Origin of the sequence: Hallella seregens ATCC 51272 (assembly GCF_000518545.1) — a bacterium.
Lineage (GTDB): Bacteria > Bacteroidota > Bacteroidia > Bacteroidales > Bacteroidaceae > Prevotella > Prevotella seregens.
Genome location: NZ_JADU01000010.1, coordinates 76,605 through 93,278 on the forward strand (window position 1 = coordinate 76,605; position 16,674 = coordinate 93,278).

At 57.4% G+C, this 16,674-nt stretch carries 14 protein-coding genes; 7 read left to right on the top strand and 7 right to left on the bottom strand.

What is annotated here, in order from left to right; all coding sequences use genetic code 11:
* Positions 1-52 precede the first annotated feature (52 nt).
* The 4 genes from L888_RS0104525 (at position 53) to L888_RS0104540 (ending at position 7,705) form a co-directional block, all read left to right on the top strand.
* The gene (locus tag L888_RS0104525) at positions 53-2,584 is read left to right on the top strand and encodes a DUF4859 domain-containing protein (protein WP_027952020.1); all 2,532 of its coding nucleotides are present in this window, start codon (positions 53-55) and stop codon (positions 2,582-2,584) included.
* Between the two features lie 386 nt (positions 2,585-2,970).
* On the top strand, positions 2,971-3,114 hold the full coding sequence (locus L888_RS14425; protein ID WP_154648468.1) for a hypothetical protein: 144 nt from the start codon (positions 2,971-2,973) through the stop codon (positions 3,112-3,114).
* 63 nt (positions 3,115-3,177) lie between these two features.
* Positions 3,178-3,432 carry a DUF5053 domain-containing protein gene (locus tag L888_RS0104535; protein WP_015310577.1) on the top strand — a complete coding sequence of 85 codons (255 nt, stop codon included), beginning with the start codon at positions 3,178-3,180 and terminating at the stop codon, positions 3,430-3,432.
* A 247-nt stretch (positions 3,433-3,679) separates the two neighbouring features.
* On the top strand, positions 3,680-7,705 hold the full coding sequence (locus tag L888_RS0104540; RefSeq protein WP_027952022.1) for a hybrid sensor histidine kinase/response regulator transcription factor: 4,026 nt from the start codon (positions 3,680-3,682) through the stop codon (positions 7,703-7,705).
* Positions 7,706-7,772: 67 nt separating this feature from the next.
* Here the strand turns inward: L888_RS0104540 and typA are convergent, their stop codons facing one another.
* Positions 7,773-9,575 carry a translational GTPase TypA gene (gene typA / locus L888_RS0104545; RefSeq protein ID WP_005846029.1) on the bottom strand — a complete coding sequence of 601 codons (1,803 nt, stop codon included), beginning with the start codon at positions 9,573-9,575 and terminating at the stop codon, positions 7,773-7,775.
* 216 nt (positions 9,576-9,791) lie between these two features.
* Between typA and rpsO the strand changes: the two genes are divergently transcribed.
* Entirely contained in the window at positions 9,792-10,061 is a 270-nt protein-coding gene (gene rpsO, locus L888_RS0104550; protein ID WP_005846028.1) for a 30S ribosomal protein S15, read from the top strand.
* 321 nt (positions 10,062-10,382) lie between these two features.
* Here the strand turns inward: rpsO and folK are convergent, their stop codons facing one another.
* Genes folK through L888_RS0104580 form a run of 6 tightly spaced genes read right to left on the bottom strand, consistent with a single transcriptional unit; the run spans position 10,383 to position 14,851 of the window.
* Entirely contained in the window at positions 10,383-10,808 is a 426-nt protein-coding gene (folK, locus tag L888_RS0104555; protein WP_005846026.1) for a 2-amino-4-hydroxy-6-hydroxymethyldihydropteridine diphosphokinase, read from the bottom strand.
* On the bottom strand, positions 10,808-12,001 hold the full coding sequence (gene queA / locus L888_RS0104560) for a tRNA preQ1(34) S-adenosylmethionine ribosyltransferase-isomerase QueA (RefSeq protein WP_005846024.1): 1,194 nt from the start codon (positions 11,999-12,001) through the stop codon (positions 10,808-10,810). Before queA ends, folK begins: the two co-directional genes overlap by 1 nt.
* A 54-nt stretch (positions 12,002-12,055) precedes the next feature.
* Positions 12,056-12,763, bottom strand: a complete 708-nt coding sequence (truB, locus tag L888_RS0104565) for a tRNA pseudouridine(55) synthase TruB (RefSeq protein ID WP_005846022.1) — start codon at positions 12,761-12,763, stop codon at positions 12,056-12,058.
* 19 nt (positions 12,764-12,782) lie between these two features.
* Complete coding sequence (locus L888_RS0104570; RefSeq protein WP_027952023.1) at positions 12,783-13,613, bottom strand: undecaprenyl-diphosphate phosphatase; 831 nt, start codon at positions 13,611-13,613, stop codon at positions 12,783-12,785.
* A gap of 11 nt (positions 13,614-13,624) precedes the next feature.
* Entirely contained in the window at positions 13,625-13,912 is a 288-nt protein-coding gene (locus L888_RS0104575; protein ID WP_005846019.1) for a DUF3098 domain-containing protein, read from the bottom strand.
* Between the two features lie 57 nt (positions 13,913-13,969).
* A complete protein-coding gene (locus tag L888_RS0104580) occupies positions 13,970-14,851 on the bottom strand; it encodes a cell division protein FtsX (protein ID WP_027952024.1) in 882 nt (293 codons plus the stop codon).
* Positions 14,852-15,008: 157 nt separating this feature from the next.
* Here L888_RS0104580 and L888_RS0104585 point away from each other — a divergent pair, with 157 nt between their 5' ends.
* Positions 15,009-15,776, top strand: coding sequence for a radical SAM protein (locus L888_RS0104585; RefSeq protein ID WP_005846017.1), 768 nt, complete (start codon positions 15,009-15,011; stop codon positions 15,774-15,776).
* Between the two features lie 10 nt (positions 15,777-15,786).
* On the top strand, positions 15,787-16,614 hold the full coding sequence (locus tag L888_RS0104590) for a DUF7017 domain-containing protein (RefSeq protein ID WP_027952025.1): 828 nt from the start codon (positions 15,787-15,789) through the stop codon (positions 16,612-16,614).
* Positions 16,615-16,674 lie beyond the last annotated feature (60 nt).

Genomic DNA, 16,674 nt, shown 5'->3' on the forward strand with positions numbered 1-16,674 from the left:
TCTTCTGCAGCATGAGTTCAATCTCGACTAATAACTAACATATTTATATTTTATGATGAAAACTATTACCCAAAATGTCAGACAATTCATGCTGACGGCCGTGGCAAGTCTATTGGGCTTGTCGGCAAACGCGCAGTACAGCCAGACTGTAGAGCAGTATCCCAACAAGGCTTATACCGAAGTCTATGCCAATTTCAGCTTGACAAAAGTCGCAGAAACCCTGAATACCGACACAGCCACATTGGTCAATGCCTTGAAGACATGGTATGCAGCCAACACCGCCGAAGGGGTGACAGCATCAGGTGATGCCATGTTCCAAGTAAAAGTGGCTGATGCTTATGCACCAACAGACGCATCCGGTTACAACGGAAACTTCAACGGTTTGTGGCTTGGCAAGGACGGAACTCTACAAGCATGGGGAGCTGGCGCCGTTTACCATGTCGGATCAGACTGGGATGCCAATGAGGATGCTTTCAAAATCGCATTGTGCCAGTTCCCTGACTCGCTGAAAGGCGGCGAGAGCTTATCTAACACATTTGCATTGACCTACGGCAACAAGACTGCCACATTCGATGTTATCTACAAGATTCTGGAACCTGCAGCAGTGCCAGACCCGGCAACTGTTCTCCGCTCTGAGTTCACAGAGAAGATGGCCAAAACGGGTGAGACAACCATAGAGGTAAAACGTAAAGACATTGATGGCTATACCGCCTCCAAGGTAAAGATTGATGCTGCGGAAATTGCATCTAAGTTAGGTATAGACTTGGAAAAGTTCAAGACCATGGATGTCTCCAAGTTGATTTATACCATCGAATATGATACTCACAATAGTGGTATTGCCGATGACACGTTGACCAATAAATCCACAGCAACGGCCCCCGGTTTCTGGTATCGCCAGACCATATATGCACAGGGGGAGGAAAAGCAGGGCGAAGAATCTCCCATCTTAGGTTCAGCCGCCTACGGCAGCAATGACAAAGTATACATTCAGAGCTTCGCTTTCGACGGTGACTCCATCACTTGCGACATCGGCCAGTATCCTGGCGTACTGAAAGCTGGCGACGACCTCACTGCACCTATTTATATTTTATATGGTGACAAGTACTACCTTGTGAACTATAACATCAAGTGCGAGGCTGCTGCTGTTTCCAACATTTCAGACTACACCAACACTGGAAACCTTGACATAGAACTCGAGTTCAACCAGTTCACAGGCGACTACGGTGTCGTTTACAAGGAAATCGACCTCGAGCCTATCAAGACAGCCCTCGGCATCACAGACAATTCCTCTATCCAGTTCAAGGTGGCCAAGGACGAAGACACTTTCTACCCAGGCAGTACAGATGCCGGTACCTATGGCTATTGGATGAGTGCAGAGAGTTATAAAACTACATGGAAAGATGCCAACAGCAGTCCTTTCTTCGTAACATACAAGACAACCGGCGATCCGAGCGTTATCGGCGTGGGGCTTTTTGCCGGTTTACACCAGAAAGCAGGCAACAGCTATACAGCCAAGGTTTATTACGTAGCTGGCGACAAGTACTACACCATCACGCTCAAGTGCAATGTCGTAGAGAAGCAGCAAGCCACTCACGACACATGGGAGGTTGTCTCCACCAAGAAAGTGGCCAAGCAAGTCATTGCAGGTGATACTTATATAGCAGATAACAACCAGACCGCTTTCACGCTCACAACCGCAGAGTGTGAGGAGTTGCTCGGCACATCGTCCCCAACATTGTACTGCGACTTGGCAGACAGCCTGAAAGTAGACGGCAAACTCTACGCTCCTTTTTCCGTATATCCCTGCAGTCCTACCCCTGGCGTATGGCTCGGCAAAGAAGGACAAGGGCACAACTGGAGCGGAAACGCCGAATGCCCTGTAGGCATCTGTTGGCTTCAGAGTGACGCAAACGGCTTGAAGACCGGTGACTTTGCAGTTTATCAGGTTCCGGGCGTCAACAAGGCAGGCGACACTTTCACTGCAAGTCTGTACCTTGTAAACGATGACACTTACAAGATGATCAAGATTGATTTCAACATCCAGTTTGTAAGTGAAATCAAGTCTGCCGAGACCGTAGGCACAGAAAACTACAAGGCATCCATAGGCGAAGACGACACACCCATCAACATTGACTTGACAAAGGCAGCCGCAGCTCTTGGCGTAACAGTTGAGGACTTGGTAAATGAAGATAACGGTTATTTCAAGGTTCAGCTTCTTTCCGGCATATTTACCAACACCAACGTCTCTCTCTCAAGTGGCTACACTTTCGGAATGGATGGCAATTACGATGCTGGCGGCAATGGAGCCTTGGGAATCTCATACACAGACAAGGGCTTCGTCACCTATTCCAACAGTACCATCGAGGGTACTTTCAGCATTACCACAACATTCTGCTTCGAGGTTAACGAAAAGCAATATGTATTCAATGTTACCGTAATGGATTCCAAGACCTACACTGGCATCAACGACATCAAGGCCAAGAGTGACAAGACTGGCAAGATCTACAACCTCCAAGGTATGGAAATCAAGCATCCTGTCAAGGGTCAGGTTTACATCCAGAACGGTAAAAAAGTCATCAAATAATTTCGGATCAGCTATAGAATATAATTCACATTCTATACTATAAAAGGCTATAGGGCGTGTCACTCTTTGTGACATGCCCTATTTCTTAGTTCGACCTGTACGGTTGAAAATCCCTGTACCGACATATCCCTGCTCCCTGTAATGGTATCTTGAGATTGGCTTCCTGCCCCAAATCCTCCGTAGTGCTCGGATACCCGGCCGGCCGTATAGATAAAAACAAAGGGGCCGTCACTACAATCGCAAAGACTCCTTTCCATATCATAGAGAAAAAAGAAATGTTAAAAACACTGTCTGTCTCGAAATATTATGGTAAGAATCTACATAATACAAAATAATGTAGTATCTTTGCTTTGTCTTAATAAAACAACAGATTATAAAACAAGGAAATGGAAACAATGAGGGTTACTGCCGAAGAAAGAGACCTGATTGAGCAGATGAGAAATTACAACCGTTCCTATCCTAACGGTTATCCTAAATTGCTCGAAATCATTATAGAGAAGTTCTACTCCATGCTCCGTCAACCCTATTGACTATAAAACATCGCCTACTCTCAAAGGAAGGAGTGGGCTACAAAAATGGAAAGGAAAACAGAAATGGAAACAATTATTAGAAAACCGGTAGTAGTTAGCGATATGAAGCAGCGTTTGGCAGACATCAATCTGTCAGTGTCATGGATGGATTTTGCCAACAAGTATTTCCACAAGTCATCGTCATGGTTCTATCACAAATTGAATGGAATCGACGGCAATGGTGGTACAGGTGGTTTCAACGAAGAGGAGATAGAGCATCTCCGAGGATCACTTTTCGACTTAAGCAACCGTATACGCCGTGCCGCAGAAAGCATTTAAGTCTGGGCACTTGTTGGCCATATTAAGACAAAAGTCGCCCGTAGGGCCTACGGGAACAACATTTATCATCACAGCATCTCCCTTGATGTCAGAACAGAAGAAAGATCTTTCACAGGAAAGACCTTTCAAGATGAATTATCGACACACGGCCATCATTCAACCTGAATAAAGCGGCGGAATCGTTGCACAGTTGTCCCCGTTTTCGTATTTTTGCATGGTCAAATCACTTTTGCCAATGCCCGATGCCATGAAAATACGATTACGGGGACTGCTCTTGCCCTGCCTGGCTGTCCTTGCCCTGACCATTCGTGCCGAACTGCATACCGAATGCCGCAACCTGTCCATGGAGGACGGTCTACCCTCGGATGCCGTGCGCAACATCCTGCAGGACAAATACGGCTTTATCTGGCTGGGCACCGATGCCGGACTCTGTCGCTACGACGGCACCGCCATCCAGACTTTCCGTCTGCCCCATGCGGGAACCGACCAATACATCTCTGCCCTTTGCCGCCTCGGCGACGGCATCCTCGTCGGCACGGTGCGGGGCCCGATGGTGTACAGCTACCGCACAGAACGCTTCACTCCCCTTGCCACCAGCCTCCGGCAAACGGTCACTCGCTTTGCCATTGATGCCGACCGCTACATCTGGATGGTGATGCCCGACGCCGGCATAGCCTGTTACGATGCGAACACACGGGCCATCCGCCATTACCCTACCCGCCTGTTGGGCGGCATGCCGGGCGACATCGCCATAGACGGCAACCGCCAGGTGTGGGCACTCCTGCGCACCACCACCCACCCCGGGGCCGGCACCCTGCTTCGGCTGAACAAGGCCCGCAACCGCTTCGAGCCCCAGCAGCTCGGTCTGCCTCACGCCGAAAGCAAAACCATGGACGGCAAGCATGCCGGCCCCTCACTGCCGGGCATGGCCCTGCGCCCTGCCTCAGACGGCGGTCTCTACATCGGAACCTGGGACCAGGGACTCTGGCAACTCTCCTCCAACGGCAGTCTGCGCCAGATTCTCAACCCGTCGCTCGCAGGGGTAGGCACCCACGTCCACACGCTGTTCGAGCAGTCGGCCGACCGACTGCTCATCGGTTGCGAAGAGGGTGTTGTGGCCTGCAACCCCCGCAATGGGCAGTGGGAGTTGCAACGACTGTCCAGCAACCGCGAATCCACGCCCCAGGAAAAGTTTGTCTATTCCATCATGCGCGATGCCGAGGGAGGCATCTGGTGGGGCACGTTCTACGGCGGCGTGAACTATCTCTCGCCCGTGGCCCACCGCTTTCTCACCTTTCGTAACACCGGCATGCCGGGCTCGCTGCGCGGCAACATCGTGGGCCGCTTCCGCGAAGATGCCCGTCACCGTGTATGGGTGGCCACCGACGACGGCGGACTCAACTGCCTGGTGGGCAACACTTTTATAAGCTATCCCGGCGAGCAGCAACTCTCGCGCTACAACGTGCACGCCCTATGGCCCGACGGCGACCAGCTCTGGGTGGGCACGTACAGCAAGGGCATCGTCCGGCTGGACACACGCACCGGCACGCTCAAACTCTACCGCCTCTCCGCCTCGCCGGGCAGCTGCTATGCCCTCCACATGGATATGCGCCACCAATTGTGGGCTGCCACCATGGAGGGCATCTACCGATACGACGCGCAAAGCGATGCTTTCAGGCTCGTGCGCAGCCTGGGAGCCTTGACCATGGACATCGAAGAAGACCGCCGAAACGGCACGCTCTGGTTTGCCACACAGGGCAACGGGCTGTGGAGCTACCGGCCCGCCACCCGCCGGTGGCACCACTATCTGCCCACCCGTGAGCCCTCTTCGCTCCTCTCGGCCGACATCAACTGTCTGCGACTCATCGGCCGCCAGCTCTTCATTGCCACAGCCGACGGGCTCTGCGCACTCCAGCTCCAGACGGGCAAATTCCGCCAGATTAGGCTCGACGGCACGCACTCCAACATCCGTTGCATCGTGCCCGACGGCAACGACCTGTGGCTCTCCACGGCCGGCGGCATCGTGCGCTGGCGGCCGGGAGCCGACGCACTCGTCTTCAACAAGTACGACGGCCTGCCCGGAGGCCAGTTCCAGGCCAACTCGGGCACGCGTCTTGCAGACGGGCGCATCCTCTTTGGCTCCACCCGCGGCTGCTGCGCTTTCCGCCCGGAACAGCTTCACACCAACACCATCGCGCCGCCGGTGTTCATCACGGGCCTCAGCCTTTTCAACCAACCCGTGAGCACAGGCAGCGAAAAGCTGCCCGAGCCCATCAGCCAAATAGACCACATCGACCTCTCGGCCTCCGACGACATGGTGGGCTTCGACTTCTCCTCGCTCAGCTATTGCTCGCCCGAAAAGAACCGATATGCCTACAAACTGGAGGGCTTCGACGACAACTGGCTCTATGCGGGCGGCCGCCATCATGCCACCTACACCAACCTGCCGGCCGGCTCTTACACTTTCCGCGTGAGGGCTACCAACAACGATGGCGTGTGGTGCAGCCGTGAGGCGCGGCTGCGCGTGGTGGTGCACCCACCCTTCTACTGGTCGTGGCCCGCCCGCATTCTCTACCTGCTCCTCATCGGGGCCCTCATCAACCGTTACCTCTACTGGCGGCTGCGGCGATCGGAACGACGGCATCAGGACGAACTGAACCGGCTGCGCGAGAAAAACGAAATGAAGATTCGCGACGCACGGCTGCACTTCTTCACCATGATTGCCCACGAGATACGCACCCCCATCACCCTTATCATCGGCCCCCTGGAACGGCTCAAGGAGGAGTGGCAGGACATGAGCCGCAACGCGGGCAACGACCACACGGGGCACACGCTGCAGGTCATCGACCGCAATGCGCGGCGGCTGCTCGACCTGGTGAACCAGCTGCTCGACTTCAACAAAGTGCAGCGACAGTCCATGCAGCTGCGGCCCCAGCCGGAGAATATACGCAGCATCATGCAGGGTGTGGCGGTGCGCTTCAATCCCTCGATGGAGCAACGGGGCGTCAAACTCACGGCCATCTATCCGCCCGACGACTTTACAGCCGTTGTCGACCGCGAAGCCGTCACCAAGATCATTAGCAATCTAATGAACAATGCCCTGAAGTACACACGCTCCCGCGTGGAGCTGAACTGCCGGCCCGACGGCTGCCAGGCCGACGGCCGGCCGGCTTTCTCCATCAGCGTGAGCGACGACGGCATGGGCATTGCACCCCAAGACCAGGCCCGCGTGTTCGAGGCTTTCTATCAAGCCCACGACAACAAACCGGGCACAGGCATCGGCCTGAGCATCGTGAAAGAGCTGGCACAGCTGCACCACGGCCACGTCTCGGTGGCGTCCACGCTCGGACAGGGCTCCACGTTCACCGTGACGCTGCCCATCAGCCAGCCCGACGACGTGATTGGCGAAGAGCCGCAACCACTCGCGGCCGTGGCCGACACCCCGGCACCCGCCCCTGCCGACACCACCTCCCTGCCCACTCCCCCACCCCCGTCGGACGACCGGCCCACGGTGCTCATCGTGGAAGACGACGAAGACATGCGCCACTTTCTGGCAGCCACTTTCGCCCACACCTACCAAGTGCTCACCGCCGAGGACGGACAAGCCGCGCTGGAACTGCTCACGAACCACCAGGTAACGCTCATCGTGAGCGACTGGATGATGCCGCGCATGGACGGGGCGGAGTTCTGCCGCCGTGTGCGGGCCAACCGCGAAACCAGCCATATCGCCTTCATCATGCTCACGGCCAAGACCGACAACGAGAGCAAGACGGAGAGCATGCACTGCGGAGCCGACGCCTATATCGAGAAGCCGTTCTCCACCAAATATCTGGAGGCCTGCATCGGAAACCTCATCGAAATGCGGCGCAGGCTCATGCGCAAGTTTGCCAACACCCCCTCGGAGCCCATCTCGCACATGGCCAAGACACCGGTCGACAACGACTTTCTCAACCGCGTGAACGCACTCATCGAGGACAATATGACCAATCCCGGCCTCTGTGTGCCGTTTCTGGCCGAGCGGCTGAACATCAGCCGGTCGGGCCTGTTTGCCAAAATCAAGAGCCTCACCGACGCCACCCCCAACGAGCTTATCCAGGTGGTGCGGCTGCGGCGGGCCGCCCAACTGCTGGGCGAGAACCGCTATCGCGTCAACGAAGTGTGCTTCATGGTGGGGTTCAACAGCGCCTCCTACTTCTCCAAATGCTTCCAGAAACAGTTCGGCATGAAGCCTGCCGACTGGCCGAAAACAGAATCCTCCGAAAGACGCGGGTAGCGTTCTTTCGGAGGATTCCGTCTTCACTGTCTGCCGCCCGCACCCCGGCGGGCGGGCAACGGGCAGTTTATTCTTTGTTCTGCCGCTTGCGCTCCAGATGGTCGAGCACCACCTTGCGCATGCGCATGCTCTTGGGAGTCACCTCCACATACTCGTCTTCCTTGATATATTCCAGGCATTCCTCCAGGCTCATCACGGTCTTGGGAATCACGCGGGCCTTCTCGTCCGAGCCCGAGGCACGCACGTTGGTGAGCTGCTTGGCCTTGGTGACGTTCACCACCAAGTCGTTGTCGTGCACGTGCTCGCCGATGACCTCGCCGCCGTAGACCTCTTCGCCCGGGTCGATGAAGAACTTGCCGCGCTCCTGCAACTTGTCTATCGAATAGGCGTAGGCCGTGCCATTCTCCAACGCAATCATCGAACCGTTGGTGCGTCGCACTATTTCTCCCTTGTAGGGCTGGTACTCCTTGTAGCGGTGGGCCATGATAGCCTCGCCCTGGCTGGCCGTGAGCACGTTGGTGCGCAGGCCGATGATGCCGCGCGAGGGGATGTCGAACGTGATGTTCACCCGGTCGCCCTCGGTGTCCATGCCCGTGAGCTCGCCCTTGCGGCGCGTCACCATGTCCACCATTTTGCTGGAATAATCCTGCGGCACATTGATGTCGAGCTCCTCGATAGGCTCGCACTTCACGCCGTCAATTTCCTTGTAGATCACCTGCGGCTGGCCCACCTGCAGCTCGAATCCCTCGCGGCGCATGGTCTCGATGAGCACCGAAAGGTGCAGCACGCCGCGTCCGCTCACAATCCATTTGTCGGTGGAGTCCTCCACGTTGGCCACACGCAGGGCCAGGTTCTTCTCGAGTTCGCTCTTCAGCCGGTCTCCAATCTGGCGCGAAGTGCAGAACTTGCCCTCCTTGCCAAAGAACGGAGAGTCGTTGATGGTGAAGAGCATGCTCATCGTTGGCTCGTCCACGGCGATGGGGGGCAGGGGCTCGGGGTTCTCGAAGTCGGCGATGGTATCGCCTATTTCAAACCGTTCCAGACCCACCACGGCACAGATGTCGCCGCTCGCCACGGCGTCGGTGCGCTTGTGTCCGATACCTTCAAAGGTGTGTAGCTCCTTGATTTTGGTCTTCTCCTTGCTGCCGTCGCGGTGGCAAATGGTGATGTTCATGCCGTCGCGCAGCTCGCCACGGTGCACCCGTCCCACGGCAATGCGGCCGGTATAGTTGCTGTAATCGAGCGAGGTGATGAGCATCTGGGGCGTGCCCTCGATGTGTTTCGGGCCGGGAATATCCTCGATGATGCGGTCGAGCAGGTAGTCGATGTTGTCGGTCTGAACCCTGAAGTCCTCGCTCATCCAGCCATTTTTGGCCGAGCCGTACACCACGGGGAAGTCGAGTTGGTCCTCGGTGGCGTTCAGGTCGCACATCAAATCGAACACCATTTCGTACACCTGCTCGGGCCGGCAGTTGGGTTTGTCCACCTTGTTCACCACCACAATGGGCTTCAATCCTATCTGCAAGGCCTTCTGAAGCACGAAGCGCGTCTGCGGCATAGGGCCTTCAAAGGCGTCGACCAGCAGCAGACAGCCGTCGGCCATATTGAGCACACGCTCCACTTCGCCGCCGAAATCGGAGTGGCCGGGCGTGTCGAGAATATTGATTTTAACGTCTTTCCAGTTGATAGATACGTTCTTGGAGAGGATGGTTATCCCCCGCTCGCGCTCCAAATCATTGGAGTCGAGCACCTCGCCGCTGTTATCCTGGCCGTCACGGAACAGTTTGCCGGCGAGCATCATCTTGTCAACCAGTGTCGTCTTTCCGTGGTCAACGTGCGCAATAACTGCGATGTTACGAATGTCTTGCATTGCCTTTACCTTAATTAGCTAATCTTCTGATGTCTGTAATTGCGTGCAAAATTACAAAAAAAGATTGGAGAAAAGGCTGCCGGGCCAAATCTTTTTAGTAACTTTGCACCGCATTTTCGGAAACACCGACGCATTCGATGTCGCCCTACCGTTGTGATTAAGGCGGACGGCGGCAGAGAGATGTGATGATGCAACAACATTAATCATTACAACAACATGTACTTAGACAAAGAGAAGAAAGAGGAAATCTTCGGCCAGTATGGCAAGGCAAACACCGACACGGGCTCTGCAGAGAGCCAGATTGCACTGTTCACCTATCGCATTGCACACCTGACCGAGCACGTGAAGGCCAACCACAAGGACTTCGTGACCACCCGCTCGCTGACACGTCTGGTAGGCAAGCGCCGCGCCCTGCTCAACTATCTGAAGGATCGCGACATCAGCCGTTACCGTGCCATCATCAAGGCATTGGGCCTGCGCAAGTAGTTCCTCTTCGCGGCACGGGCTCCTCTTGGAGGCGGCCCGCCCCTTTCATCAAGACAAAAACCCCGGCTGTCCATCGTGCGACAACCGGGGTTTCTTGTTTTCAGAGGGCAGGGGCCGCCGCAGGGCCGGCAAGGCAACGGCCGCACCATGGGCGGCAGACGCCGCGCGATGGCGGTGCAAACGCCATGCGACCACACCGCAAACGCAGCGCAAAAACGCCGCAATCGCAAGGCCGCCACGCCGCAAACGCAACGCGGCTACACCGCCGACGCAAGAGCCGCCGGCGGTGCACGTGCTGCGGCAGAGTCGCGGAGGCGGGAATCAGAGTGGGTAGTCGCCCAGAATTTCGCGCAGGGGCTGCATCACAAAATCGCGCTCACGCATGTGGGGATGGGGAATCTGGAGGCCGGGCTCCAAGAGATGGAGGCGGTCGTAGAGCAGGATGTCGATGTCGATAATGCGGTCGTGATAGACCCCGCCCACCGATTTCTCGCGCCGTCCCAGCCGGCGCTCTATCTGCTGCGTGGCCTGCAGCACGCGGCGCGGCGAGAGCGCCGTCTCGCAAAGGGCGCAGGCATTGATGAACAAATGCGACGAGGCGAAGCCCCACGGCTCGGTCTCGTACAGCGACGAACGCCTTGTCACGGCCCCCACCTCGCGGGCGAGCAGTGACAAGGCGTTGGCAATGTTGGCTTCCCGGTCGCCCATATTGGTGCCGAGACTGAAGTAGACGCGGTGCAAACCCATCAGTCCACGATGAGCAGACTGTCGCCGAAGCAGCCGAACATGTAGCCGTGCTTCACGGCCAGGTCATAGCAACGCATCACGTTGTCGTAGCCGCCGAAGGCCGCCGTCGACATCATGAGCGTGGATTCGGGGTGGTAGAAGTTGGCGATCATCGTGTCGGCCAGCCCGAAATCGTAGGGCGGGAAGATGAATTTGCTGGTCCATCCGTCATACTCCTTGAGCAGTCCGTCGGTGCCCACGGCCGTCTCGGTGGCCTTGACCACGCTCGTTCCCACGGCGCATACGTGGCGGCCGGCGCGCTTGGTGCGGTTCACCAGGTCGCAAGCCTCCCGGCCAATCATCATCTGCTCGGAATCCATCTTGTGCTTCGTCAGGTCTTCCACCTCAATGGGCGTGAAGTTTCCGAGGCCGCAATGCAATGTGATGAAAGCGGCATTGATGCCTTTTATCTCCATGCGCTTGAGCAGTTCGCGGCTGAAGTGCAGGCCCGTGGCCGGGGCTGTGACGGCTCCCTCGTTGCGGGCGAAGACGCACTGGAAGTTCTCCATGTCCTCGGCCGTGGCGTGGGAGCGCACGTGCATGCCGCTCATCTTGGGGTCTTCGGGGCGGCCGTTGAGGATATAGGCGGGCAGCGGAGCCTCGCCCAAGGCGAAGAGGTCGCGCTTGAACTGCTCGTGCGGGCAGTCGTAGAGAAAGCGGAGCGAGCGGCCGCGGCTCGTGGTGTTGTCGTACACCTCGGCCACCATCGTGCCCACCTCGTCGAAAAACAGCTTGTTGCCGATGCGAATCTTGCGGGCCGGCTCCACGAGCACGTCCCAGAGGTGGGTCTCTTCGTTGAGTTCGCGCAGGATGAACACCTCGATTTTGGCGTCGGTCTTCTCCTTGGTGCCGTAGAGGCGAGCGGGAAACACCTTGGTGTCGTTGAGTATAAAGGTATCGCCTTCGTCGAAATAGTCGAGCACGTTGCGGAAGTCGAGATACTGCCCCTCCACGGGATTGCCCTTGGCATCCTTGTGGAAAAGCTCTATCTCGCCCGTGGTGCGGTGGAGCACCATGAGGCGCGCCTCGTCGCGACGCGTCACCCGGAAAGAGCCCTTGGTGCCGTCGTCGTTGGTGAACTCGCGCTCGAAGCTGTGCGGATAGAGGGCCACCTGGCTCTCGGGCAGCTTGAATTTGAATTGTGATAACTTCATATATGTCTTTTTTCTGTCTTTCCGGCAGCCCGCGGCGGCCCGGAAACGGGATTGCTATGGTTGTGCGGTTTGGAGCGGCTGCGCCTCCAGCCACTGCTCGAAATGGTCGAAACCGATGCTGTCGTCCACCCTGAAGTCGCCCACGCGGGTGCGCCGCAGCTCGGTGAGAAAGGCGCCGCTGCCCAGTGCGCGGCCGATGTCGCGGGCCAGGGCACGGATGTATGTGCCCTTGCCGCAGACCACGCGGATGGACATTTGGGCCGTGGCGGGGTCGAAGCGGGTGAGCTCCACACGGTCGATGCGCACGGTCTTGGGCTTGAGTTCCACGGCCTCGCCCGAGCGGCGCAGGTGGTAGGCCCGGCGGCCGTCCACCTTGCAGGCGCTGTAGGTGGGCGGCACCTGCTCCACGTCGCCCTCGAAACGGGCGAGCGTGTCGAGCACCATCTCGCGTGTGATGTGGCGCCAGGGGTAGGTGTGGTTCACGCTGTGCTCGCGGTCGTAGCTGTCGGTCGTGGCGCCGAGCTGCAGGGTAGCCGTGTACTCCTTGGTGTGAGCCTGCAGCCGTTCTATCTGCTTGGTGCACTTTCCGGTGCAGAGAATCAGCACGCCCGTGGCCAGCGGGTCGAGCGTGCCGGCATGGCCCACCTTGACCTTGCGGCCCAGCTTGCGTGAGAGCAGGTAGCGCACATGGGCCAAAGCCCTGAAACTCGACATGCGAAAGGGCTTGTCGATGGCGATAATCTCTCCCTGAACGAAATCCATCTTGCTCTCCGTCAGCCTGTTAGTCCACCATGACCAGCGACTGGCCGGCCAGCAGCATGGCCAGGATGACGCCGCCCACGATGATGCGGTACCAGCCGAAAGCCTTGAATCCGTACTTGCCGATGAAGCCCACGAACCACTTCATGGCCAGCATGGCCACGACAAACGCCACCATACAGCCCACTGCCAGCATCGTGATGTTGTGCGGAGTGGCCCAGGCTGTGTCCTCTCCGAACATGTCGAGAAGGTCGAGCAGCGTGGCGCCGGCCATGGTGGGCACGGCAAGAAAAAAGGAAAATTCGGCCGCGTTCCTGCGGGTGAGCTTCTGCTGCATGCCGCCCACGATGGTGGACATGCTGCGGCTTACGCCGGGGATGACCGACAGACACTGGAAGCAGCCAATGAGAAACGCACGGCGTGGAGTCACCTCGTTGCGCTCGCTGCCCTTGTTGAAGATGCGGTCGCAGAAGAGCATGAACACGCCGCCAAGCACCAGCGTGACGGCCACCACGTGCACGGAGTCGAGCAGCCAGTCGAGCAAGCCGCTCTTCTTGGCGGCCAGACCGACGACCACAGCCGGCAGCACACCCACGATGAGCAGCTTGTAGAAGCGGGCCTTGGCGGCCAGCTCCTCGCGGTTGCGCATCTGGAAGAAGTGCCTCCAGTAGAGGCACACCACCGAAAGGATGGCTCCAAACTGAATGATGAACGTGAAGGCGTGGACAAACGGGTCGCCCGCCTGCACGCCCAGCAGGTTTTGCGTGATAATCATGTGGCCGGTGGACGACACCGGCAGGAACTCGGTGAGCCCCTCGACAATGGCGATAATAATCGTCTGTAACAAATCCATGGGCTGCGGGCTTACTTTTGTTCCTGATGCAACTCGTCGGCAGGGGCCTCATTCTGCAGCGGCGCGGCGGCGTCACTGTCCTTTGGCTTGTGAATCACGGCATAGATCATGGAGACAAACCCCACGAAGCAGACCACAGGAGCCACCTTGATGCGCCGTGCGCTGAAAACTTCGGGGTCGAACGCCTGCTCGGTAGAGCCCCCGCCACTCATCAGGACAAACCCGATGACTACAATTGCAAAGCCGATGGCCAACAGGATGAAGTTGGTGCGGCCCAATGCTAAGTTTCTTCTGTCCATTGAAGTATAATCGTAAAATGTAATAGGATGCGAACGACGCGTGCGGCGCGGCGGCCTCTAAATCTTATAGAGCTCGCCGGCCTTCATCTTGAGAAAACGGTTGACGGAAATGCCTGCACACAGGGCCGTGATGAGGATGCCCAGCAGCACCACAGCGGCTCCGGTGACGGCCATCTCGCGCCAAGTGACCACCGTGAGTATCTCGGGCTCGTAGCAATACAGGGCATAGACACAGCCGGCCAGCACCAGATTGGCCAGCACGGCGGCCAGCAGCCCCGTCACGACAGCCCTGCGAATGAAAGGCCGACGGATGAATCCCCATGAGGCGCCCACCAGTTTCATGGTGTGAATGGAGAACCGACGGGCATAGATGCCCAGGCGAACGGTGTTGTTGATGAGCGAGAACGAGACAAAAGTAAGCAGCACTGCCAGCACCAGCATGGCAATGCCTATCTTGGCCAAGTTGCGGTTCACGGCATCGACCAAGTCTTTTTGATAGTTGATTTCGGAGACCTTGGGGTATTTTTTCAGCTCTTGCGAGATCCATTTCAATGAGTCATTGTTGGCGTAATCGCTCTGCAACGTGAGCTCTATCGACGAGGGAAAGGGGTTCACGCCATCGGTAAACTCGGCCGGATTGGTACCCATCACCTTGGTGGCTTCGGCCAGAGCGGCATGCTTGCTGATGAAATGGATGTCCTTGATATAGGGGCGCGCGGCCAGGCTGCGGCACATGGTCTGCGCCTCGGTGTCGGCCATATCCTGCTCCAACATCATGGTGACCACGAGATTCTCCTTGACATAGGATGACAAATTGCGTCCGGCGAGCGTCGAGAATACAATCAGCCCCAACAAAATAAGCACCAAAGCCGTGCTGATACAAAGAGTGACGGCCTGCAAGCCCGAGCGTCTGCCGGCCGTTTTGCGTTTCTTTCCCATTTCCGAATTGGCGATAACCATGCAAATTTGGCACAAAAGTAGCAATTTAATAAGAATAAAACGAGCCTTTAACGTGCATTAACCAAATAATCAGCAGGTTGTCCACGGGTTTCCTAAATATTCTGTATCTTTGCCCGTCGTTCCAAGTTCACGAGACATGAGTACCATTATCTATCCCAGTCCCATCTATGGCCCCGTGCACAGTCGCCGTCTGGGCTTGAGCCTTGGCATCAACCTGATGCCGGCAGACGGCAAGATTTGCACCTTCGACTGCCTGTATTGCGAATGTGGTTTCAACGGCGATCACCGCACCCACTCGCCCTACCCCGGCCGCGAAGAGGTGGCCAAGGCCTTGGAACAACAGCTCATCCGCATGCACGAGGCGGGCCGGCAGCCCGACGTGCTGACCTTTGCGGGCAACGGAGAACCCACCGCCAACCCTCACTTTGCCGAGATCATCGACGACACCGTCAGGCTGCGCGACCTGTGGTGTACCGAAGCCAAGATCAGCGTGCTGAGCAATTCCACGTTCATCGGACGGCCCAAAGTGCGCGAGGCGCTGATGAAAGTGGACAACAATATTCTGAAACTGGACACCGTGGATGCCGACTATATCCGCAAGGTGGACCGGCCCACGCAGCCCTCGTACAGCGTGGAACGCGTCATCGAAGACATGAAATGGTTTCGCGGGCACGTCATCATCCAGACCATGTTCATGAAAGGAGACGGCACCGACAACACGGCCGACCGCTATGTGTTGCCGTGGCTGGAAGCTGTGAAAAGCATTGGGCCCGAGCGTGTGATGATTTATACCATCGACCGCGAAACGCCCGACCGACAGCTGCGCAAGGCCAGCCGCGAAGAACTCGACCGCATCTGCGGCCGCGTGACGGCCGCCGGCATACCCTGCACGGCTTCCTATTGAGGACACGCCTATGGAGACAACTGCATTCTGGAACGACAGCAAACTGTTCGAGCAAGCCATGCGGGCGGGCCGCACCAACGATGCGCGGCGACTGCTCTACCGCATGACGCAGGCCTACGGACAGATGACCGACAATGACCTTACGGCCAACAAGACCATCATTCACCATGCACTGGCCCTCGACAAGGTGATTGCCGGCTTCAACCTGGCCTATTTCGTGCCCCACGCCATGCGGCTGGCCGACAGCGACTGGAGCGGCATGCGGCACGACGGACGCGTGGTGCCGTCGCTGGGCCAGCGCATTACCAACCGCCTGATGGCGGGCATCGGCGACCGCAGCGACACTTACATCAAGGCTGTGATGCCGTTCTTTCGCAAGGCTCTGCAGATGAATCCCAGCAACAAGGACAACCTGCGACACCTGGCCCAGCTCTATACACGGGTGAAGTTGAAAGCTCAGGCCATTGCGCTCTACAAGCGGCTGTTGCAGCGTTACGACGACAGCTATCTCTATGCAGAGCTGGCCGGGCTGGTCGACGAGCCGCGCATCAAGGTGGCCCTGCTCTGCCAAGCCATCGCCCGACAGCCCCGAGAGGCCTACAACATGGGCAACCGCTACCGCCTGGCCCTGCTGCTGCAACACCCGGAACCCAAGCGGGCTGCTTTCGAGATACGCAAGAGCATGGCCGCCCGGCAGAAAGCCCAGCAGCCCATCCCGGCCGACGTGGACCGCATCAGCCGCATCCTGGCCGACTACGAGCCCGTGAGCGAGGCCGACGAACGGGCTTATTATCAACGGATGCAACCACTGGCCCAAGCTGTCATCCGGCAGGAGTAACCGCTTCGGCCCCTTTTTCAGCATCCGCATCCTTATCATTCACCCTCCCAACACCATCAC

Excerpts from the sequence above, each read along its gene's own strand:
- L888_RS0104525 (WP_027952020.1), top strand. The coding sequence starts at position 53 with ATGATGAAAACTATTACCCAAAATGTCAGACAATTCATGCTGACGGCC.
- L888_RS14425 (WP_154648468.1), top strand. The coding sequence starts at position 2,971 with ATGGAAACAATGAGGGTTACTGCCGAAGAAAGAGACCTGATTGAGCAG.
- L888_RS0104535 (WP_015310577.1), top strand. The coding sequence starts at position 3,178 with ATGGAAACAATTATTAGAAAACCGGTAGTAGTTAGCGATATGAAGCAG.
- L888_RS0104540 (WP_027952022.1), top strand. The coding sequence starts at position 3,680 with ATGAAAATACGATTACGGGGACTGCTCTTGCCCTGCCTGGCTGTCCTT.
- typA (WP_005846029.1), bottom strand. The coding sequence starts at position 9,575 with ATGCAAGACATTCGTAACATCGCAGTTATTGCGCACGTTGACCACGGA.
- rpsO (WP_005846028.1), top strand. The coding sequence starts at position 9,792 with ATGTACTTAGACAAAGAGAAGAAAGAGGAAATCTTCGGCCAGTATGGC.
- folK (WP_005846026.1), bottom strand. The coding sequence starts at position 10,808 with ATGGGTTTGCACCGCGTCTACTTCAGTCTCGGCACCAATATGGGCGAC.
- queA (WP_005846024.1), bottom strand. The coding sequence starts at position 12,001 with ATGAAGTTATCACAATTCAAATTCAAGCTGCCCGAGAGCCAGGTGGCC.
- truB (WP_005846022.1), bottom strand. The coding sequence starts at position 12,763 with ATGGATTTCGTTCAGGGAGAGATTATCGCCATCGACAAGCCCTTTCGC.
- L888_RS0104570 (WP_027952023.1), bottom strand. The coding sequence starts at position 13,613 with ATGGATTTGTTACAGACGATTATTATCGCCATTGTCGAGGGGCTCACC.
- L888_RS0104575 (WP_005846019.1), bottom strand. The coding sequence starts at position 13,912 with ATGGACAGAAGAAACTTAGCATTGGGCCGCACCAACTTCATCCTGTTG.
- L888_RS0104580 (WP_027952024.1), bottom strand. The coding sequence starts at position 14,851 with ATGGGAAAGAAACGCAAAACGGCCGGCAGACGCTCGGGCTTGCAGGCC.
- L888_RS0104585 (WP_005846017.1), top strand. The coding sequence starts at position 15,009 with ATGAGTACCATTATCTATCCCAGTCCCATCTATGGCCCCGTGCACAGT.
- L888_RS0104590 (WP_027952025.1), top strand. The coding sequence starts at position 15,787 with ATGGAGACAACTGCATTCTGGAACGACAGCAAACTGTTCGAGCAAGCC.